12 protein-coding genes are annotated in these 17,824 nt (G+C 52.0%); 6 read left to right on the top strand and 6 right to left on the bottom strand.

The genetic code is table 11. From position 1 onward, the window contains the following. From BUB55_RS05580 to BUB55_RS05570, 3 genes are all read right to left on the bottom strand, one after another. On the bottom strand, window positions 1-1,347 hold the full coding sequence (locus BUB55_RS05580) for a hypothetical protein (RefSeq protein ID WP_234971817.1): 1,347 nt from the start codon (window positions 1,345-1,347) through the stop codon (window positions 1-3). Between the two features lie 123 nt (window positions 1,348-1,470). Then, a complete protein-coding gene (locus tag BUB55_RS05575; protein ID WP_073188945.1) occupies window positions 1,471-3,303 on the bottom strand; it encodes a hypothetical protein in 1,833 nt (610 codons plus the stop codon). A gap of 72 nt (window positions 3,304-3,375) precedes the next feature. Then, complete coding sequence (locus BUB55_RS05570; protein ID WP_073188943.1) at window positions 3,376-4,317, bottom strand: lysylphosphatidylglycerol synthase transmembrane domain-containing protein; 942 nt, start codon at window positions 4,315-4,317, stop codon at window positions 3,376-3,378. 74 nt (window positions 4,318-4,391) lie between these two features. On the opposite strand from BUB55_RS05570, the gene BUB55_RS05565 reads away from it, so the two are divergent. Together BUB55_RS05565 and BUB55_RS05560 are read left to right on the top strand one after the other, a co-directional pair. After that, window positions 4,392-6,335, top strand: a complete 1,944-nt coding sequence (locus tag BUB55_RS05565; RefSeq protein ID WP_083596897.1) for a LamG-like jellyroll fold domain-containing protein — start codon at window positions 4,392-4,394, stop codon at window positions 6,333-6,335. Between the two features lie 64 nt (window positions 6,336-6,399). After that, complete coding sequence (locus tag BUB55_RS05560) at window positions 6,400-7,377, top strand: glycosyltransferase family 2 protein (protein ID WP_073188939.1); 978 nt, start codon at window positions 6,400-6,402, stop codon at window positions 7,375-7,377. A gap of 7 nt (window positions 7,378-7,384) precedes the next feature. Here the strand turns inward: BUB55_RS05560 and BUB55_RS05555 are convergent, their stop codons facing one another. After that, complete coding sequence (locus BUB55_RS05555; protein WP_073188937.1) at window positions 7,385-8,275, bottom strand: GDP-mannose 4,6-dehydratase; 891 nt, start codon at window positions 8,273-8,275, stop codon at window positions 7,385-7,387. Then, entirely contained in the window at window positions 8,276-9,295 is a 1,020-nt protein-coding gene (gene gmd, locus BUB55_RS05550) for a GDP-mannose 4,6-dehydratase (protein WP_073188984.1), read from the bottom strand. Between the two features lie 111 nt (window positions 9,296-9,406). Here gmd and BUB55_RS05545 point away from each other — a divergent pair, with 111 nt between their 5' ends. The 4 genes from BUB55_RS05545 (at window position 9,407) to BUB55_RS05530 (ending at window position 15,996) form a co-directional block, all read left to right on the top strand. Continuing rightward, on the top strand, window positions 9,407-10,351 hold the full coding sequence (locus tag BUB55_RS05545) for a hypothetical protein (RefSeq protein WP_073188935.1): 945 nt from the start codon (window positions 9,407-9,409) through the stop codon (window positions 10,349-10,351). 79 nt (window positions 10,352-10,430) lie between these two features. Continuing rightward, the gene (locus tag BUB55_RS05540) at window positions 10,431-10,979 is read left to right on the top strand and encodes a hypothetical protein (protein WP_143152920.1); all 549 of its coding nucleotides are present in this window, start codon (window positions 10,431-10,433) and stop codon (window positions 10,977-10,979) included. A 12-nt stretch (window positions 10,980-10,991) separates the two neighbouring features. Then, window positions 10,992-14,870: a DNA polymerase III subunit alpha gene (locus tag BUB55_RS05535; protein ID WP_073188932.1), complete on the top strand. Its 3,879-nt coding sequence runs from the start codon at window positions 10,992-10,994 to the stop codon at window positions 14,868-14,870. Window position 14,871: 1 nt separating this feature from the next. Continuing rightward, window positions 14,872-15,996 carry a lipid-A-disaccharide synthase gene (locus tag BUB55_RS05530; RefSeq protein ID WP_073188930.1) on the top strand — a complete coding sequence of 375 codons (1,125 nt, stop codon included), beginning with the start codon at window positions 14,872-14,874 and terminating at the stop codon, window positions 15,994-15,996. On the opposite strand, the gene mutL is transcribed toward BUB55_RS05530, so the two are convergent. Further along, complete coding sequence (gene mutL / locus BUB55_RS05525; protein ID WP_073188982.1) at window positions 15,986-17,794, bottom strand: DNA mismatch repair endonuclease MutL; 1,809 nt, start codon at window positions 17,792-17,794, stop codon at window positions 15,986-15,988. The two genes, BUB55_RS05530 and mutL, sit on opposite strands and share 11 nt — an antisense overlap. Between the last annotated feature and the right edge of the window lie 30 nt (window positions 17,795-17,824).

Here is a 17,824-nt window from a genome sequence, read left to right as displayed (position 1 = left end):
CTAGAAACGGATTGATACGCTGAAGTGGGCGGCAAACCCATTGCGGAATGCCGCCGATGTTTTTTGTGGTACATCGCCCAAGATGTTCCCGTCTTTTTGAGGTTCTTCTTCCTTTTTTGAGCCGTTGTTGCCGGCCTTGCCGCCTTGAGGGGCTTCGGTTTCGGCGTCTTCGTAGATTTCGCCGGGGCGTATTTCGTTGTAGCTGATAAAGAATGGGATGATTTGCGTTGCCCCGCCGCTAAAAAGGACGTGCTCGCCGAACTTGAACTCAAATCCCGGCGAGAGGATGGTCCCCAGGCTCCGGATTTTGCGTACAAAGTGTTCGTCTATAGAACTGGTAGCAAAAAGGACGGTTGTCTCGGAGGTGCGTAGGATATCGACTTCCCCGTGGGCGTAGTAAAAGTCGAGATTGATGGAGGGCTTGAATGAGCGCCGACTGCCCAATGCCCATAGGTATTTTCCTCCGCCCAGGATCCCTGTGGCGTCTAGATCGGTGTTGACGCGGAAGGCTTTTTGCAAAAAGGTGAATGAGAGCGCCTTGAGTATGGATGGGGGAAGAGCCCGGTTCGGGGCGAGCGTCTCGTAAAAACGATCGGGATTGGCATCCATCTGAGCGTTCGCGTATATGAAATCCAGGTGGAACGCCATTTGTTCTTTAGCCCATTGGAGCTGCGCATAGTTTAATTGGAACTCAAGGGGCACGTATAAAAACCGCTTGTGGCTTTGCTCTTGGTGAAAAATTCCGAATAGGTAAATATCGGCGTCGGCAAAGGTGTAGTTGGCACTTAGGATTTCACCGCCAAGGTTTGTCGCAAAGCGGCTGCGGAGAACCATTGCGGACACGGAATCGCGGATGTAGTATTCTTTTTCGGGGTTCTGTGGGTCCGAGGTCAAGTACAACCCTGAGAGTTCTAGGCGGCTGTTCCGGATTTTGGCGCCGGCGGATATCCCTCGGTAAAACAGGTGGGTTTGCCAATCTACCGCAATCTCGCTTACGATGTCGCTCTTGTTTTGTGAAATCCAGCGGAGGGTACCGATTTCGGGCTCCCCACGCCCCATGAGCGTGCCGGCGTAAAAAGAGGAGTCGTCGCTGTGCAGGGTAAGCTTTGAATGGACAAAGGGGAGGCTGTTGACGTCGACGCCGAGGGTGAGGTACTTAAAGTGGGCACGGAACCCGGCGTTTCCCACATCCCCGTCGTTTTCGCCCTTGAGGGTCCACTCGTCGGTATAGCGGCCGTAAATGGAATACTTGTAGTATCCGCCAAAGACTTCCACGTTTTGCAGCCTTAGCGATTCGCTTATGCCGCAGGCTTTGGCGGCAAAGTGCTTGTCGTCGGTATGTAGCAAAAAAAGCCCGCCGCAATCGGCGGAGCTTTTAGATTCAAAAAATTCCGAGGCGTTGGCAGATGTAGCCCAAAGGGCCACAAATACCAACGGGAAACACTGTCTTGTAAAACGACTCACGATGGATTAGTAATCGTACTTGCCGTAGTAATCATAATCGTCGTAATAATCGTCAGACTCTTCGTCAAGATCCTTGAAGTACTTGACCCAGTCCCACAAGAGATCGTTGGTCATGCCGGGGAATACGCCGCCAAATGTGGGGTCCGGGAAGAAGATGAACTTTTTGAAGTCGTTTATGGTATATGGTTTCCAGCCGTCGTCGGTAACCTTGCCGTTGGCAAGCCCTTGGATGGTAATGGTCTTTTTGCCGCTCTTGTCGGTGAAGTACAAGAAGTTGGGAGTGACTTCGTCGTAGGCCGTGGCAAATACAGACGCGCCTTTCTCAACCTTGCAAAGAGTGCTGGGTAAAGTTATGGCCTTAGTCATCGAAGAGAAATCTATGCTAGTTTCGTCGCTATAGGGGGATTCGGTGAATTCTGCGACGCAGTTGTTTATGCTGAGATCGTACGAAAGGTAAATGTTGTTTTCTTCTTCTTCATCCCAAGCGTTAAAATAGATGCTCATTCTGTTTTCACTGATATCGTAGTAACCGGAGAAGCATTCTATGAGGTTGGTGTAGGGAACGATGTCCATGAATTTTTTGCAAGTTTCGGTTTCAATGTATTCTTCTGCGTAGCTCTCATGCCCATAGAGGTTGTCGGTCCAGAAGAAGCCTTCCACAGGAGTGGACCACTCTGAACTCTCGTTGAATACATGGTACGGGAAGTAATCCTGGAATCCGTCGGTGATGTTGAAGAACTTGGCGAGGTTCACCTTGAGCACCTTGCCGTTTTCGAACGTGATGTCGACACCGTCGTGGAGTGCGGCCCGGTAGTGCTCCAGGGAGTCGATTGCCTTGGCGAGGTCGCGCGGGCTCACGTCGGAGAATTCGTCATCGCCCACAATGTAAAGGTCATGAGATTGGCCTTCGAGACCCTTCTTGGATTCATCGATGCCGTATTGCAAACCGATTTGAACATAGCTGATGGCGGTATCCAAAAGACTTGGGATGTTTTGGTAGCGGCCTTTCCAATCGTCGTAGACGGTGGAGAACATGCTGCTCGGATCCATGAGCGAAATGATGTGCTTGTAGCCCTTATTGTCGTAATAGTTGTCGTATTGATCCAGCGTGTCAATCCAGTCGTACTTGCCGTTGTCGGAGAAGTCGATGTTGAGGCTTGCGGCCATGGTGAGGATGGACTTGGCCACATAGAGGGAGGCGAGTGCCGGGGCGAATTCGCCACGGTCGAGTTCATAGGTCTTTTCTTCGTAGGTGTAGCTACAAACGAAATTTTCGTCACCTACAATGTTGGTCATGTAGATGATGGCGGAATCGACGGACGGAATGGCCGAGGCGACCGCTTTTTGGATTTGTGAGGTGAATTTGGTGCCGTCCCCATTGACCAATATGCTCGTAGCGTCATCAATGCCTATGTCCATAAGGTCCTGTTTGTTGGAGATGGTGTCGATTAGGGCTTTGATGTCTTTGTTGTTCACCAGGTCGGTGATGATGCTTACGGCGTAACCCAGCTGGGCTTCGCAGTTGCCCGGGTATTGGACAAGCACTTCCTTGAATATGGCCTTATTGCTTCCGCTTACGGTTTGCGCGTGTTTGAAATCGCCTTCGGCAATGGCTTGGAAGGCATCGGCAATGTTGGCCTTGGCAGAGGAAAGCTTATTAATGACGGCTTTATCGGTTACTTCTTCGCAGGAAGTTACCGAGAATACGGGGGTTACGGGGACCGATGCCCCCGGATCGGGAATTTGTTCTACAGAGGTACTGCTGCTGTCATCGCCGCAACCGATGAGGAACGCCATACTGCTGGCCGCTGCGAGAGCGTATTTTTTGAAAGAAAGCATATAAACTCCTTGTTTAAAAGGAAAAATACATGATTTTTTTACAAATGGGGAGCGCTTCAATGGATTATTTGCCTATTTGCGGCCTTTTAGGGTAGCAAAAACGATGCCTCCCTGCAAAGCTTGAAATAAAAGGGGCAAATAACTGAGCAATGTGGATGCCAACACCACGTCGGCGGGGAGGCCCAGGAGGCCGGTGTACAAACTCACTTGAACATTTTCCCTGATGCCAATGCCATTAATGGATATCGGGAGCATGGTAAATGTCACCATGATGGTCGTAAAGACTGTAATTATGGCAATGTCCACCTCGATGCCCATGGCCCTAAAGTAGGCGTAGTGGATGACGATGGTCACCAGTTGCAACCAAATGGAATCTAACCCCGAGAGCATAAATGCCTTTTTGTGGCTTCTATAAATTGCAAAAGCGTCCTGCAATTTTTTTAGAGAAGGAAATCTTGACTCCAGTGAAGTAGGGATCTTTACTTTGTCTAAAAAAAGCCCGCCAAAAATAACAGCAATGGCTAAGATGGCAATGATGCTTACTGTAGCGGTGTAGATTGTGGGGATGTCGTAATGGGACGCCACCCAGGGAAGGGCTGCAAAAAAACTGAGGAACATAGCCAAAAGTCCCATGACGCGGGAGATGACAATGGCTGCAACGGAGTTGGCTGTGTTGCCGAATCGTTTGCCGAAGGCTATGGTTTTTACGGCATCGCCGCCAAAACCACTGGGGAGCAGGTTGTTGAAAAAGTAGCCCAGGGCGATATAGGCGTAAAAAGTGCGAAATTTGATTTTTTTGCCATCGTCGAGCAATAGTCCGCGCCATCGGTTCGCCTGAATGGCCATGAGAATTACTGTTAAGAATAAAATAATGGCAAGCCAGGGCCAGGTTGCTTGCGTCCAGTTGCCAATTGCTTCAGAGAACGGAACTTTTTTGAAAATGTATACAATGCCCCCGATGGTCACCAACACCTTTATCGTGTTCAGGATGATTTTCGTCATCTTTTTTTGCATAGTAGCTTGCATACGTACAATATAATATATATATTACTCCCACAGTGATTTGGCGCTATGGGAAAGGAGATGTAATGAAAAAAGGTTTAATTCTTCCTGCAGTCGCATTTGTGACGATGGGTGCCCTGTTCGGGTGCTCAAACCAGACGTTGGAAGCGGATTCTGTTGCTTCGATTGATTCGAACGGCGCTTCTGGAACAGTGCTTCGCGTGAGTACTGCGGATGCGCAGGCTCACCTTGCCGGATACAGACGTTCTGTGGTGGGGTCCTGGTGGCTTTCCGACTCGACGTCCGATACTACTCAGACTGTCTCTGTCGATATTGATTCTACCCTGCAGGATGGTGATTTCGCTGTTGAAGCGGAAGTCCAAGTCGAAGACGACTCTACCTTTACTGTTGCGTCTGCCGGTGTCGATGGTGATGGTGCTGCCTGGATGATTCAGGTGGAAGACGGAGCCGTCGTGTTCTCCTGGCGTGACAATGCCGAAGATGAATGGCAATCCTTCAAGACAGAAAAGAGCATCGAAAAGAACAAGCTTGCTAACGTACGTATGGAGCATGCGGGTAAGATTGTTGTTTTCATGGTCGATGGCAAGATCTTGGCCGCCTTCGAGGACGATGGCCGCAAAAAGGTCAAGGTGAAAGGTTCATTCACGATCGGCTTCGATTCGAAGGAACACGGAAAGTGCCATTGCAAAAATGGCCATGTGGAACAGGCCGGCGTTGAAACGGTCGAAGAAATCGAAGAAGTCGAAGTCGATACGACGGCGGTCCTCGATACGATCGAAATTCCTATGGATACGGCCGAGCTCAATACGGACACCCCGGTTACGGAATGGATCGCTGAATGGGACTTCAACGATGCCGAGAATGTCGGTCTCGACGTGACCGGTAACGGACACGATGCGACCATCGGCGAAGGTGATGTGTCCTCCGCGGACGGAATCGCAAGCTTCGATGGCCATTCGGGCTTTACGGTGAAGCTGGACGAAGATATCAATATCAACGAGTTCGTTGTCGAGGCCCGTGTAAAGCCGACGCAATTCGGAACCATGCAGAACATTATCGTGGCCGAGCCTCCTGGACGTGGCGTGGACGGCTGGCAGCTTCGCATTGACGAAGGTGTCTTGACGGTCCACCTGCGCGATGACTCTGTGGATGGCGATGACTGGAATATCTTCCCGGGCAAGAAGATGGAACTCGACACTTGGAGCGAAATCCGCCTCGAACGCAATGCCGACAGCGTCAAGCTGTTCCAGGATGGAGAACTCACGGTTGCCGTTGCCTATACGGGTGACGTGACCCAGATGCGCTACGACTGGAGCATCGGTTTCGACGGTATGCAGCAGTCTTTCCATAACCGCTACTTCATCGGCGAAATGGACTACGTCCGCTTCGGCAAGTTTAGTGGCTTTAGCGCTGGCGCCCTGCCCGTCAAGGTTGAAAGGCTCCTGGCCGCTTGGGAATTCAACGAACCGACCTTCATCGGTCTCGACCGCATGGCAAACAACTCCACGCATTACGTGGTTGGCTCTGCCAAGGTTGCCGATACGACTGTGGCTCTCGATGGCCAGTCCGGCTTGCAGATTGGCCTTTCGAAGATCTTCAAGCGCAACACCTTTGCAGTTGAAGCTCGCGTGAAGCCGACCTCGTTTGCTGAAATGCAGAACATCATTGTCGCGGAACCTCCCGGACGCTATGGCGACGGCTGGCAGCTCCGCGTCGACGATGGCGTTCTCACGGTTCATTTCCGTGACGAAGAAGTTGACGGTACGGAATGGAACGTCCTCACGGGCGCCGCTCTCGCTCTTAACGAATGGACCACGATCCGCGTCGAACGTACCGCCGATTCTGTCAAGGTGTTCCAGAATGGCGAACTGACGGTGAGCGCCGAAGCTGTGGGCGATGTTTCCCAGCTGGGTTACAACATCGGCATCGGTTACGACGCTATGATGCAGGCGAAACACGACCGCTTCTTTGTGGGCGAAATCGACTACATCCGCTACTACGGCCTGTAGCACTTTGCAAGGCGTTTAATCTATATTTGAAGGGACCTGCGGGCCCCTTCTTTTTTAGGTGAATATGAAAATCGATGTCGGCATAATCAATTACAATGGTGGTGATGAACTGACGGCGTGCGTCAAGAGCCTTCTTGCGCAAACCGAACCCGTGCGAGTGCTTGTTTTTGATAATGCTTCTGCTGACGATTCCATCTGGAACTTGAAAGCGCAGGAACTTGATTGCACGATTATCGAGAGCAAGAAAAATCTTGGATATGCGGGAGCCTGTAATGGACTGCTCGAAAAGATGAATGCCGACATCCAGGTGCTTTGCAATATGGACCTGGAATTCGACCCCTCATGGGCGGCAAACTTGCTGGATTGCTTTGCCCGCCATCCGGAGGTCGGGTCTGTAGCAAGCCTCGTGATGGAAAAGAGCGGGGTGGTGAATGCGGTCGGTGTGCAGTTCGGTGCAGATCTCTTCGCTAAAAACGAGGCGAGCGGATTGAACATTGGCGATGCCGACGTGCGTGAGAAGGAAGTTTTTGGCTGCTACGGCGCAGTGATGAGTTTCCGCAGGACCGCTGCCGAGGCGGCGGGCCGGCTGGACGCGAGTTTCTTCTTGTTCTTTGAAGAGACGGAATGGTATTTCCGCCATAACCTTGCCGGATTCAAGACGGTGTTCTGCCCCGATGCGAAAGTTTATCATGAACGCTCGATGACGACGGTGCGTTATTCCCCGCGCAAGCTGTTCTACTCCGAAAGGAATCGCCTGCGTACTGCGATTCGCCTGCTGCCTTTCTCGGATGTCGTGAAGCTACCGTTCCGCGGGTTCGTTCGTTACTTGAACATGGCGAAGGGAGGCGTTCCCGGGCAGTCTGGCGACGGGAAAAAACTCTCGAAGGCCGCTATTTGTGGGGCTCTTCTCAAAGCCTGGCTGCAGGCTGTGGCGATGCTTCCTGCGGAACTTGGCGTCCGCGGAAAATACCGCAAACAGTTCGGCGATGTCGGCGCGAAAGTCCGCTCTATTCTCGAAATGTACCCGATACCGCGGGCCTGATTGATAGCTACGCTTCGGCCCTGAAGTGGTCGAACATCTTCTTGAGCGTTATGCGGATGTCGGTGCCGTTCCAGTATTTTTTCACGCGGGAATTGTCGGCGCAAAGGTAAGGTGTTTCCACCGGGCGCACTTTTTCGGGATCCACGACGATTTCAATCTGAACCGGCGTGAGTTTCAATATCACGTTTTTGAGCAGATCCTCGATTTTGTTGGAGACTCCGGAGCCGACGTTGTATGTGTCGAATTCGTTCTCGTTCTCAAGCAGCATGCGGTAGACGTGCACGACGTCTTCCACGTCCGAGAAATCGCGGTAGGCGCTCAAGTTCCCGACGAAAATCTTGCCGGGTTTTCCCGACTTGTCGATTGCGGCAACCTGCTTCACGAAGCTCGGAAGCGCGAATGTGGTTGTCTGCCCGACTCCCGTATGGTTGAACGAACGCGTACACACGATTTTCATCCTGTATTTCTTGCGGTAGAGCTGCGCGAAATTTTCCTGAGCGATTTTCGAGATGCCGTAGGGGTTGCTCGCTTCGAGCGGGTCCGTTTCCTTGAGAGCCTTTTGCCCTTCGGGAATGGCGTATTCTTCGGCACTTCCAATTAAGAGAGCCTTTGCCTGCGGTACGTATTTGCGGATGGCTTCCAGCAGGTTGAGCGTGCCGTTCACGTTGACGCTGATGGTGCCGGAGGGGTTTTTCCAGGAAGCGCCCACCGAGCTGATGGCGGCGAGATTCACGACGGCGTCGGGTCTCGCGCCTTCAATGAGCGCATCCACCTGCTCTGCGTTGAGCAGGTCCACTTCGGGCAGGTCGACCGGGACAACGGTATGACCGGCACCTTCCAGTTCCTGGACAAGGTATTTGCCAACAAAGCCTTTGGCCCCGATAATGACGGTCTTCATTTAAATCTTGCCTTCGGCGAGGAGCTTGATGTCGCTTTCCACCATGCGCTTGACCAGCTGTTCGTAGCTGATTTCGGGTTTCCAGCCGAGTACCTTTGTTGCCTTGCTTGCATCGCCAATGAGCAGGTCGACTTCGGCGGGGCGGAAGAACTGCGGGTTCACCTTGACAACGACCTTGTCGGTCCCCTTGAGGGTCGCGTATTCTTCGACGTCCTTGCCGTGAAATTCCAGTTCCATGCCGGCGGCCTTGAAGGCGAGAGTCACGAATTCGCGGACGGTGTGGGTCTTGCCCGAGGCGACGACAAAGTCGTCTGCCTTGTCTTGCTGCAGCATGAGCCACATGGCACGCACATAGTCGGCGCTGTGTCCCCAGTCGCGGCTTGCGTCCAGGTTGCCGAGTTCCAGCACGTCTTGCTTGCCTGCCTTGATCTTGGCGACCGCGATGGTGATTTTACGGGTCACGAACTCGGCGCCACGGCGTTCGGATTCGTGGTTAAAAAGAATGCCCGAGCAGGCGAACATGCCGTAGCTCTCGCGGTAGTTCTTGATGATCCAGTGACCGTAAAGTTTGGAAACGCCGTACGGGCTGCGCGGGTAAAAGGGCGTGTTTTCGTTTTGCGGAATGCTCTGCACCTTGCCGAACATTTCGCTTGTGCTCGCCTGGTATACGCGGGTGTCTGGCTTGCAGAGTCTGACGGCTTCTAAAAGTTTGGTCACGCCAATGGCGTTGATGTCCGCAGTAGAGAGAGGCGTTTCCCAGGAGGTCGTCACAAAGGATTGGGCGGCGAGGTTGTAAATTTCGTCGGGCTTGGCGATTTCCATGGCGCGGAGGAGCGAAGCGGAGTCGGTCATGTCGCCAAAAATGAAGGTCACTTTGCCTTTGAGGTGCTCGGCGTTGTTAAAGTCGAGCTTGCTTTTGCGACGGACAAGTCCGTAGACTTCGTAACCCTTTTCGAGGAGGAATTCGGCCAAGTACGAGCCGTCTTGACCTGTGATGCCGGTAATAAGAGCCTTTTTCATAATAAAAAAGATAGCATTTTTGGAATTGGGAAACAAATCGTGTGCTTTTTTGGGTCCCTTTTGCGGTGTTTTTTGTTATTTTATAACAAAATAATTCTAAGGATAAGGAAAATGAAGATGTTCAACAAGTCGTTTGTCTTGGCCGCGTCGGCCTTTGCCCTTTTGCTTTCGTTTGCCGCATGCAGCTCGGACAGTTCGTCGACAGGGGTGGAAGATGACCCAACTTCGGTAGTTGGCGACGAAGAACTTGTGCTCCAAACAGATTACGGTTCCTGTTACTTGGGAACGACGCGTGATGTCGTTTATTTGCGATTGGACTACAAAACCCCTGTATTCAAAATGGGAGTAAAAATGGTCTCGACGGTTATGTCTAACTCTATTGATATGTCTGCAGAATACACGTATACGGATTTGCCGGCGGATTTTAGCGAAACCCAAAAAGATTCCATGTATAAGAGTCTTTGCTCTGAAGAAAATTATGCAACACTGGGCATTTCCGATGCAAAATGTGCTGATGGACGCGTGTCTGGAAAAATGAAATCCATCGCTATTCCTACGGTTGGTGGCGAATCTCTGAGCAAAAGTGAGCTTATAGAGGGGCTTTCTCTGGGACTTGTAAAACAGTGTAGGTCTTCAATAGAAAGCATGGATGAAAAAGTATATGGCATCCAGTCTACCTCGCATTATGTCACTGCGTGTAAGTCCTCGGTTGAAGGACATAAGGTGACCCAAACGTTGCGGGGACTTGATTTCGTGGCTGTTATGGAAATGACCGTAAATGACGATTATTCCACGGATGTGTTGGAATACTACACGGGCATAAGTGACTTGACGCTGGGGGAAGTTTGTGCCAGCTACATGACAGAACCGGGGATTTCTAATGTCTCATGCGACGGAAACACTATTTCGTACCATTCAGATCCGGAGGCTGATATTTCTATGGTTATTGCAATGTATGGTTTTGATGATGCCTTGGATCTGCTTGGGGAAAATGCTTGCGGGCTGATGGAAGACTTGGCCATGGAAGACGTGTGGTTTACCCCGTATTTTAAATAAATCGGTTTTTGTTTCCATCTCTTTTTTCTATACTTTGAGGACCGGGATATGGTCCTCTTTTTTATTTTGAAGGATTTTTATGAAACTGTGGGTTAAATTTTTTTTGGTGGGACTCTCTGTATTCACAACGGGCTGTACTTCGGAGTCTTCTTCGGATTCAAATCCTGCCAAAGCGCCCATAGACGCTTCTGATGTAAAATGGGATTTGGCGTATTCCAGCGAGCATGGGGCGTGCTATGTCGGCTTCTCCGATGATCTGGCCCTAATGGCATTGAATTACCAGTTGCCAGAATTTAGGTTGGAATGGATGATGATGATGCAAAAAGATGGTGATCGCCTGCATACGATGGTCAAAGCTTCTGCGGTGGATTTGACTTTCTCCAAAACAAAGGAATCAGAAGCGAAGGTGTGCGAAGCCCTTGTGAAAACATATGCCTCCAATGCGATTGAATCGAAGTGCTCGGACTTTGAATTGAAGGCCTCCTTGCCTGATCAGAAACTGGACGAGGATGATTTGAAAATGGCCGAGTTTAGCGGATTTATGGAAATGGTCTCTGACGGCTTTTGGAAAACTTGCAAAGAGAATCTAGATGACATGGAAGCCGATGTTTATGGGGCTGCCCTTTAAAGAAGGTTGATTATGGCTTTTGTTCACCTCCAGGTCCACTCCGAATTTTCTGTTTTAAAGTCGTCTGCACGTCTTGACGGTATTTTGGAAGCGGCAGCTGAACAGAATGCCCCCGCGGTGGCGTTGACGGACCATGGAGCCATGTTCGGCATCCTAGAAATCCAAACCCGCGGCAAGGATCTAAACAAAAAACGCAAAGAAAAGGGCCTCCCGCCGATCAAGACGATTTACGGGTGCCACATTTATGTGGATACGCCGAGTGCGAGCCAAAAGGACCCGACGACCTACGAACGTCTGACACTTTTGGTGGAGAACGAGAAGGGCTATTACAACCTGCTTCGCATCGTGAGTTACCGCTACGAAGAAAGCGACCGCTGGGCCGAAATTCCCTCGGTGCCGCTGGAGGTGGTGAACCAGCACAAGGAAGGCCTTATCGCTATCGCGGGCGACTTCTTTAGCCGATACGGACAGAACGTTGCGGCGGGTCGCAACAGCCAGGCGCGCGAATACATGGATGCGCTGGACAAGATTTTTGACCGCGACCATCTGTACCTTTCTGTATGCGATAACGGGATTCAGCTGCAGAGAGGGGTGAACGATTACAATGTGCAGCTCGCCAAGGAAATGGGCCGCGAGGTCGTTGCCGTTGCCGACGTGCATTACATAAAGTCCGAAGATGCCATGGCGCACAAGGTGCTCCGCTGTATCTCGCTAAAGACGACTCTCAACGACTTTACGGACGCGCGTTTTCCCACGGACCAGTTCTATTTCCGCTCCGAAGAGGAAATGGTCAAGCTGTTCGGCCATATTCCGGGCGCCATCGAGAATACGGTCAAGATTGCGGAACGCTGTAACTTTACCGTCAAGACAGGCATTGGCGACGATTTCTGGCCGCGCTTCAAGATTCCCGAAGAATTCCTCGCCTCCGAGGAATATCAGAAAATCAAGGGATACATGAAGGCGGAATACGATGCCGAGTATCCGGTAATCCGCGAACGTGAACTTAAGGGCGTTATCAAGGATAAAAAGAAAAAGGTCACGGAGACATATTGTGCCGAAAAGGGAATTGAACCTGATGCGCTTACCGACGAAGATAAGGCTGAAATAGAACGCTTGTCACAGCCGGAATTCTTTACCGAAGAAGACAATAAGGCCTGGGACAAGAGCGTCCACAGGTGGTGCAAACCGGGTGGTGATGCCGATATCTACATTACCCACCTTTGTAACGAACGCTTAAAATGGCGTTTCCCTGACGAGGATTTTAAGTTCCCTGCGCATGAGACCGACGTGGCCAAGCGCATGTACAAGGAACTCAACTGTATCCGCAACATGAACGTGGCTGGCTACCTGCTCATTGTGTGGGACTTTATCAACTGGTCCCGCGAACACGGTATTCCCGTGGGTCCGGGGCGTGGTTCTGCGGCAGGTTCACTTGTCACCTACATCATCGGCATTACCGACATTGATCCGCTCAAGTTCGACTTGCTTTTCGAACGATTCTTGAACCCGGAACGTGTGAGCATGCCCGATATCGATACGGACTTTGCTGACCGCGACCGCGGGCGCGTTATCCAGTACGTGACCGACAAGTACGGCTACGATTGCGTCGGGCAGATTATTACCTACGGTATGCTCAAGTCGAAGGCCGTGGTGACCGATGTGGCGCGAGTGCTCGGGTTCCCGCCGGCAGAGGCGAAGCAGATTACCAAACTGTTTCCGCAGCGTACCTTGAATTTCAGCCTGAAGCAGGCTTGGACGGGTAAAGACAAGAAGGGAAATAATCTTGAAGATGGTTATAGTCCAGAACCCTTGCAGGCGTTCATAAATAGCCGCGCCAGTTACCAGAACCTTTGGGATATTGCGAAAAAGCTTGAGGATTTGCCCCGACAGACTGGCGTGCATGCGTGCGGCGTGGTGATTACGCCGACCCCGATTTACAACCTGGCTCCGTTATACCGTGCGGCTCCTGCTGACACTCCGGTGGTGATGTACGACAAGCATTATGCCGAAGATATTGGCCTTTTGAAGATGGACTTCCTTGGCCTCATCAACTTGTCCATCATCCAGGACACGGTCAACATGGTCAAGAAAAATCGCGGGATTGATTTGGACATGGGCCATATCCCGCTCGATGACAAGAAGACTTTTGACTTGCTTGGCAAGGGCATGACGACTACGGTGTTCCAGTTCGAATCTCCGGGTATGCAGAAGTACCTGCGCGAACTGAAACCGACGCGAATCTTTGACTTGATCGCTATGAACGCGCTGTACCGTCCGGGGCCGATTGACCAGATTCCGCACTTTATTGCACGTAAGAACGGCAAGGAAGAAATCGACTGCTACCATCCGGATTTGGAACAGGTCCTGGGCGAAACGTACGGCGTTATCGTTTACCAGGAACAGGTGATGAAGCTTGCCCAGATTCTGGGTGGCTACACGCTGGGGGGCGCTGACAATATCCGCCGTATCATGGCGAAGAAAATGCCCGAAAAGATGGCGAAACTCGAACCGGAATTCTTCGAGAAGTGCCTCGCGAAGGGCTACGACAAGGCCATGATCCAGAAGGTATGGGACGCGGTGCTCCCGTTCTGCGGTTACGCATTCAACAAGAGCCACGCTGCCGCCTACGCCTACGTGGCGTACCAGACCGCTTACCTAAAGACGCACTATGGTCCCGAGTACATGGCTGCCTCCATGACTTCGAAGATGGGCAAGACCGAAGATATCGTCACCATCATCCAGGAATGCAAGCGCCTCGGAATCAAGGTGCTGACTCCCGATATCAATACGTCGTACGGTGTGTTTACGGCGAATCCCGAAGGCCAGATTCTGTACGGGCTCGCGGGTATCCGTAACGTTGGGCTTGCCGTAGTTGAAGATGTTGTTGCCGAACGCGATAAACATGGCCCCTATAAGGATATTTTTGATTTCTGCAAGCGTGTCGCGGAATACCAGGGTTCGTTCAGCGAAAAGCATCCGCCTTTGAGCAAGAAGGTGCTGGAATGCCTTATCATGGCGGGCGCACTTGATTCGTTGCCGGGTAGCCGTGCTGCGTTAATGGCTACCGTCGACCGTGCCATCGAAGTGGCCGCCAAGCATCAGGAAGACAAGTCGATGGGGCAGATGTCCTTGTTTGACTTGGGGGGCGCTGGCGGTGCGGTATTGGAAAATACTGCAGAAGTCCTAGAAGAAGCGGAACCTTGGGGCGATATGGAAATGCTCGACAAGGAACGCGAAGTGCTCGGCATGTTCCTTTCGGGCCACCCGCTCGACGAGTTCCGTCCGGAACTCCAGGGTTTCACGACTACGAGCCTTGCTGCCGAAGACCTGGAAAGGAAGGTGGGCAATACTGTGTTTGTGGGCGGTGTGGTTACCAAGATGCGCTCGGTAGAAACCAAGCGCGGCGATACCATCGGCTTTGGGCAAATCCAGGATTTCCATGGCGAAACGGGCCTGTTCTTCAAGAAGGATGAATGGGAAAAGTTCCGCGACATCATTTCGCAAGACGACCGAATCCTGGTCAAGGGTGTGCTGGAACACCAGCGCGACAAAGACCGTAAGGAAATGGAAGAGACGCAGATTATCGTGGAAGAGGCCTTCCAGCTCGATTACGTGCGCAGCAAAATGGTGAAATACATCCATGTGTCCATTTTCTCACAAATGCTCACGGATGAGTTCTTGACAAAGCTCGAAGAAGGCTTACAGCAGTTTGAGGCGTTTGAAGGTGAACCTGCAAGCCAGCTGGTTTGCCACATTGAAACTGAATCCAACTACGAACATGGCGTTGTGCTCAAAAAGTACAAGGTGAGCTACACCTCGGAATTGTTGAACTGGCTCAAGCGAGATATGGGTGTCCTCAAGATTTGGGTTTCGGGCAAGCCCAGGCGGTAATATGACTGCGATCGCGCCGGCTCCGTATGTGCTGATTTGCGCCGGAGAAGATTCCGGTGATGTGCTTGGCGCCCCTTTTGTGCAAGCGTTGGCTTTGCAGGGGAGGCGAGTCTGTGGAACTGGCGGCACACGCATGCAGGCCGCGGGGCTAGAGCCTCTTGCCGACTTTGAAGAACTTCCCGTTTCGGGCTTTGGCGACGTGTTGCCGCGGTATTTTCGTTTGCACCGCATTTACGATTGCTTGGCGGCGGCTTTGCAAAAGCCGGAGTGTATCGGCCTCATTGCCGTTGACTATCCCGGTTTTAACATGAAATTGTGCGCGTTGGCAAAACGATTGCAAAAGCCTGTGTTGTATGTTGCGCCTCCGCAGGTGTGGGCGTGGAAAAAACGACGTGCAAAGCAGTTGCGTGATACGGACTTGGCTGTGCTCTTTGAATTTGAACGCGCCGCCTACCAAAAGTTCGGTTGCACGGCGCAGCTTTTGCGCCATCCCTTTTTACAAAGTTCCAGTGAGGAACTCCTGCAAAGTGCTTCCCACGATTTCCTCCTTTTGCCGGGAAGCCGCAAGTCCCAGGCTTTGCGGAACATGGACCTTTATTTGCCTGTAGTGCGCGGCTTGCTCGATTCGGAAATGCGGGGTTCTGTGGTGAAGGTCGTTGCGGCTCGGGCCTCGTTGGTCGATGTGCTAAAGCAAAAGATTGCGGCGTGCTTTGGCGGATTTGTGCCCATGTGGATAAGTGTTGTGCTGGCTCCCTCAAGTGCCGAGAAACGTAGGGCTATGTATGCCTCCGCATGCAGTGCCTTGACTGCTCCGGGGACGGCTACTTTGGAACTCGCGTTATCGGGATGCCCCCAGGTAGTGGCTACCGTTCCCGATACATTGACTTATGTGATGGGTAAGCTTTTGATTCGTACCCCGGTTTTTGCCATGCCGAATATCTTGCTTGGCTCGTGCATCCCCGAGTACATAGTTCCGTCTTGGGCGTGTCGCTCCAAAATGCAAGAAATTAAGATGGCTCTTGTAGAGTCCAGCAAAAAAACGGCAATTGAAATTGCAAACAAATTAATTGATGCATTGCAAGCCGGGAATGAGGCTGCTGACTTGGTAAAACCTTTTATCGTCTGAACTTCTTTGCCAGTTCGTCGAGCGTGATGCGCATGAGTGTGGGCGTCCCATATGGGGACTTGAGCGGGTCCTCGGTAATCATGAGTTGCCCCATGAGGCTCGCCATTTCTTCGGGCTTGAGCTTGTCTCCCGCCTGGAAGGCGTTGGTCTTGGCCCAGGCCTTGGCGATGGATTCCTGGATTTTCACCATGTCGGCCTGGTCGCCGCTGGCGGCGCAGTCGTCCAAAAATTCATGGACTGCTTTGGTGGCGCGCGAAAGCGGGAGGTTGCTCGGGATGGCTCGGATCTGGTAGGTATCCCCGCCAAAAGGCTCTATGTGGAAACCCAGCTTTTTGAGTTGTGCTTCTACGGAGGGAAAGAGCTGCTTTTCGATTTTTGTAAAATCGATCAATTCGGGGAACAGGAGTTCCTGGCTGTCGACGGAACTGGCGCTCTGTAATGTTTCTAGAGCCTGCTCGTAGAGCACTCGCGTGTGGGCCGCGTGTTGGTCGATAATCAAAAGCCCGTCGGAGTCTTCACCGGCAATGTAGGTGTTTGCGATTTGGAACAGGGTAGGGGGTGCCCATGGCGGAGTCTCTACCGGAGGCGGAGGTACATTCCCTTGGTCGGGTTCCAACGAAATAAACTTGCCCGTTTCGGGCTGCGAGAACAGGTCCTGGACTTCGTCGCGGTCGGGTGTGTAGCTTTTGCGCGACTTGGTGTCGCGCACCCAACTTGAGGTGGGCGGTGGCGGCATGGCGAAGTCGCTTGTGCTTTGGGACTCCTCGGCCAAAGGTTCGTTGCTCAAGTCAATGAACGGGGAGTTCTTCTCGAGGTCCTGCTTAAAGGTCTCGCGGATGGCGTGCGTTACAACCAAAAAGACGAGACTCTGATTTGCGAAGCGGACTTCGCGTTTTGCCGGATGGACGTTCACGTCGAATTCCATGTCGGGCATGTCGAGGAAAAGGACAGTCACCGGCTTGCATTGGGCTCCGTACGGTTCGTAGGCTTGTGAAACGGCTTTGCCAATCATCTTGCTCTCGATGGGGCGGTTGCGCATGTACAGGAACTGGTGGTGGCGTTTGCCGCCAGTCTCCGATGTGGGTGAGATGAACCCCGATACATGCACTCCGGCCTCGGTGTAGTCTACCGGGAGGAGCGATTTGGCGATGCCCGAACCAATGGCCTCGGCCAGGCGGCTGCGGAGCTCTCCGGGGACGCCAATAAAAACAGACTTGTCGCCCACCTTGTAGTCGAAGCGGATTTCGGGGTGGGCGATGGCAATCTTCAACACTACGTCCAGGATTTTGGAACATTCGGAGGTTTCACTGCCTAGAAAGGTCCTGCGTACTGGAGTGTTGAAAAAGAGGTCTTCGACCAGGAAGGTCGTTCCACGACTGGCGGCAAAGGGTTCTTTTTCAACGACTTCGCCGGCTTTTAAAATAAGGCGGTTGCTTTCGCCGTCGTCCGTGGCGCTTGTGATGGTCATTTTGGACACCGCGGCAATGGAGGCTACAGCTTCCCCGCGGAACCCGTTGGTTTGCAAATGGAAAAGGTCGTCGGCGTCAATTAATTTGGATGTAGTATGCCGAAGGTAGCACAAATTTAGGTCTGCGGCTCCCATGCCCTTGCCGTTATCCGAAACCAGAATTCTTTTTTTCCCACCCTGCTCGATTTGCACCTGTATACGGGACGCCCCGGCATCGATGGCGTTCTCTACCAATTCCTTTACTGCGGAGGCGGGGCGCTCAATAACCTCGCCTGCAGCAATTTTGTTGATGATTTCATCCGTTAAAAGGTGTATTTCAGCGGGTTTCATGGCAAAAATATAGACAAAAAGGCCTATAAA

The sequence above is a fragment of the Fibrobacter sp. UWP2 genome (genome assembly GCF_900141705.1).
In the GTDB taxonomy this organism is placed as follows: domain Bacteria; phylum Fibrobacterota; class Fibrobacteria; order Fibrobacterales; family Fibrobacteraceae; genus Fibrobacter.
Note: the sequence above shows the minus strand (reverse complement) of the source record. Positions and strands in the feature narration are given on the sequence as shown.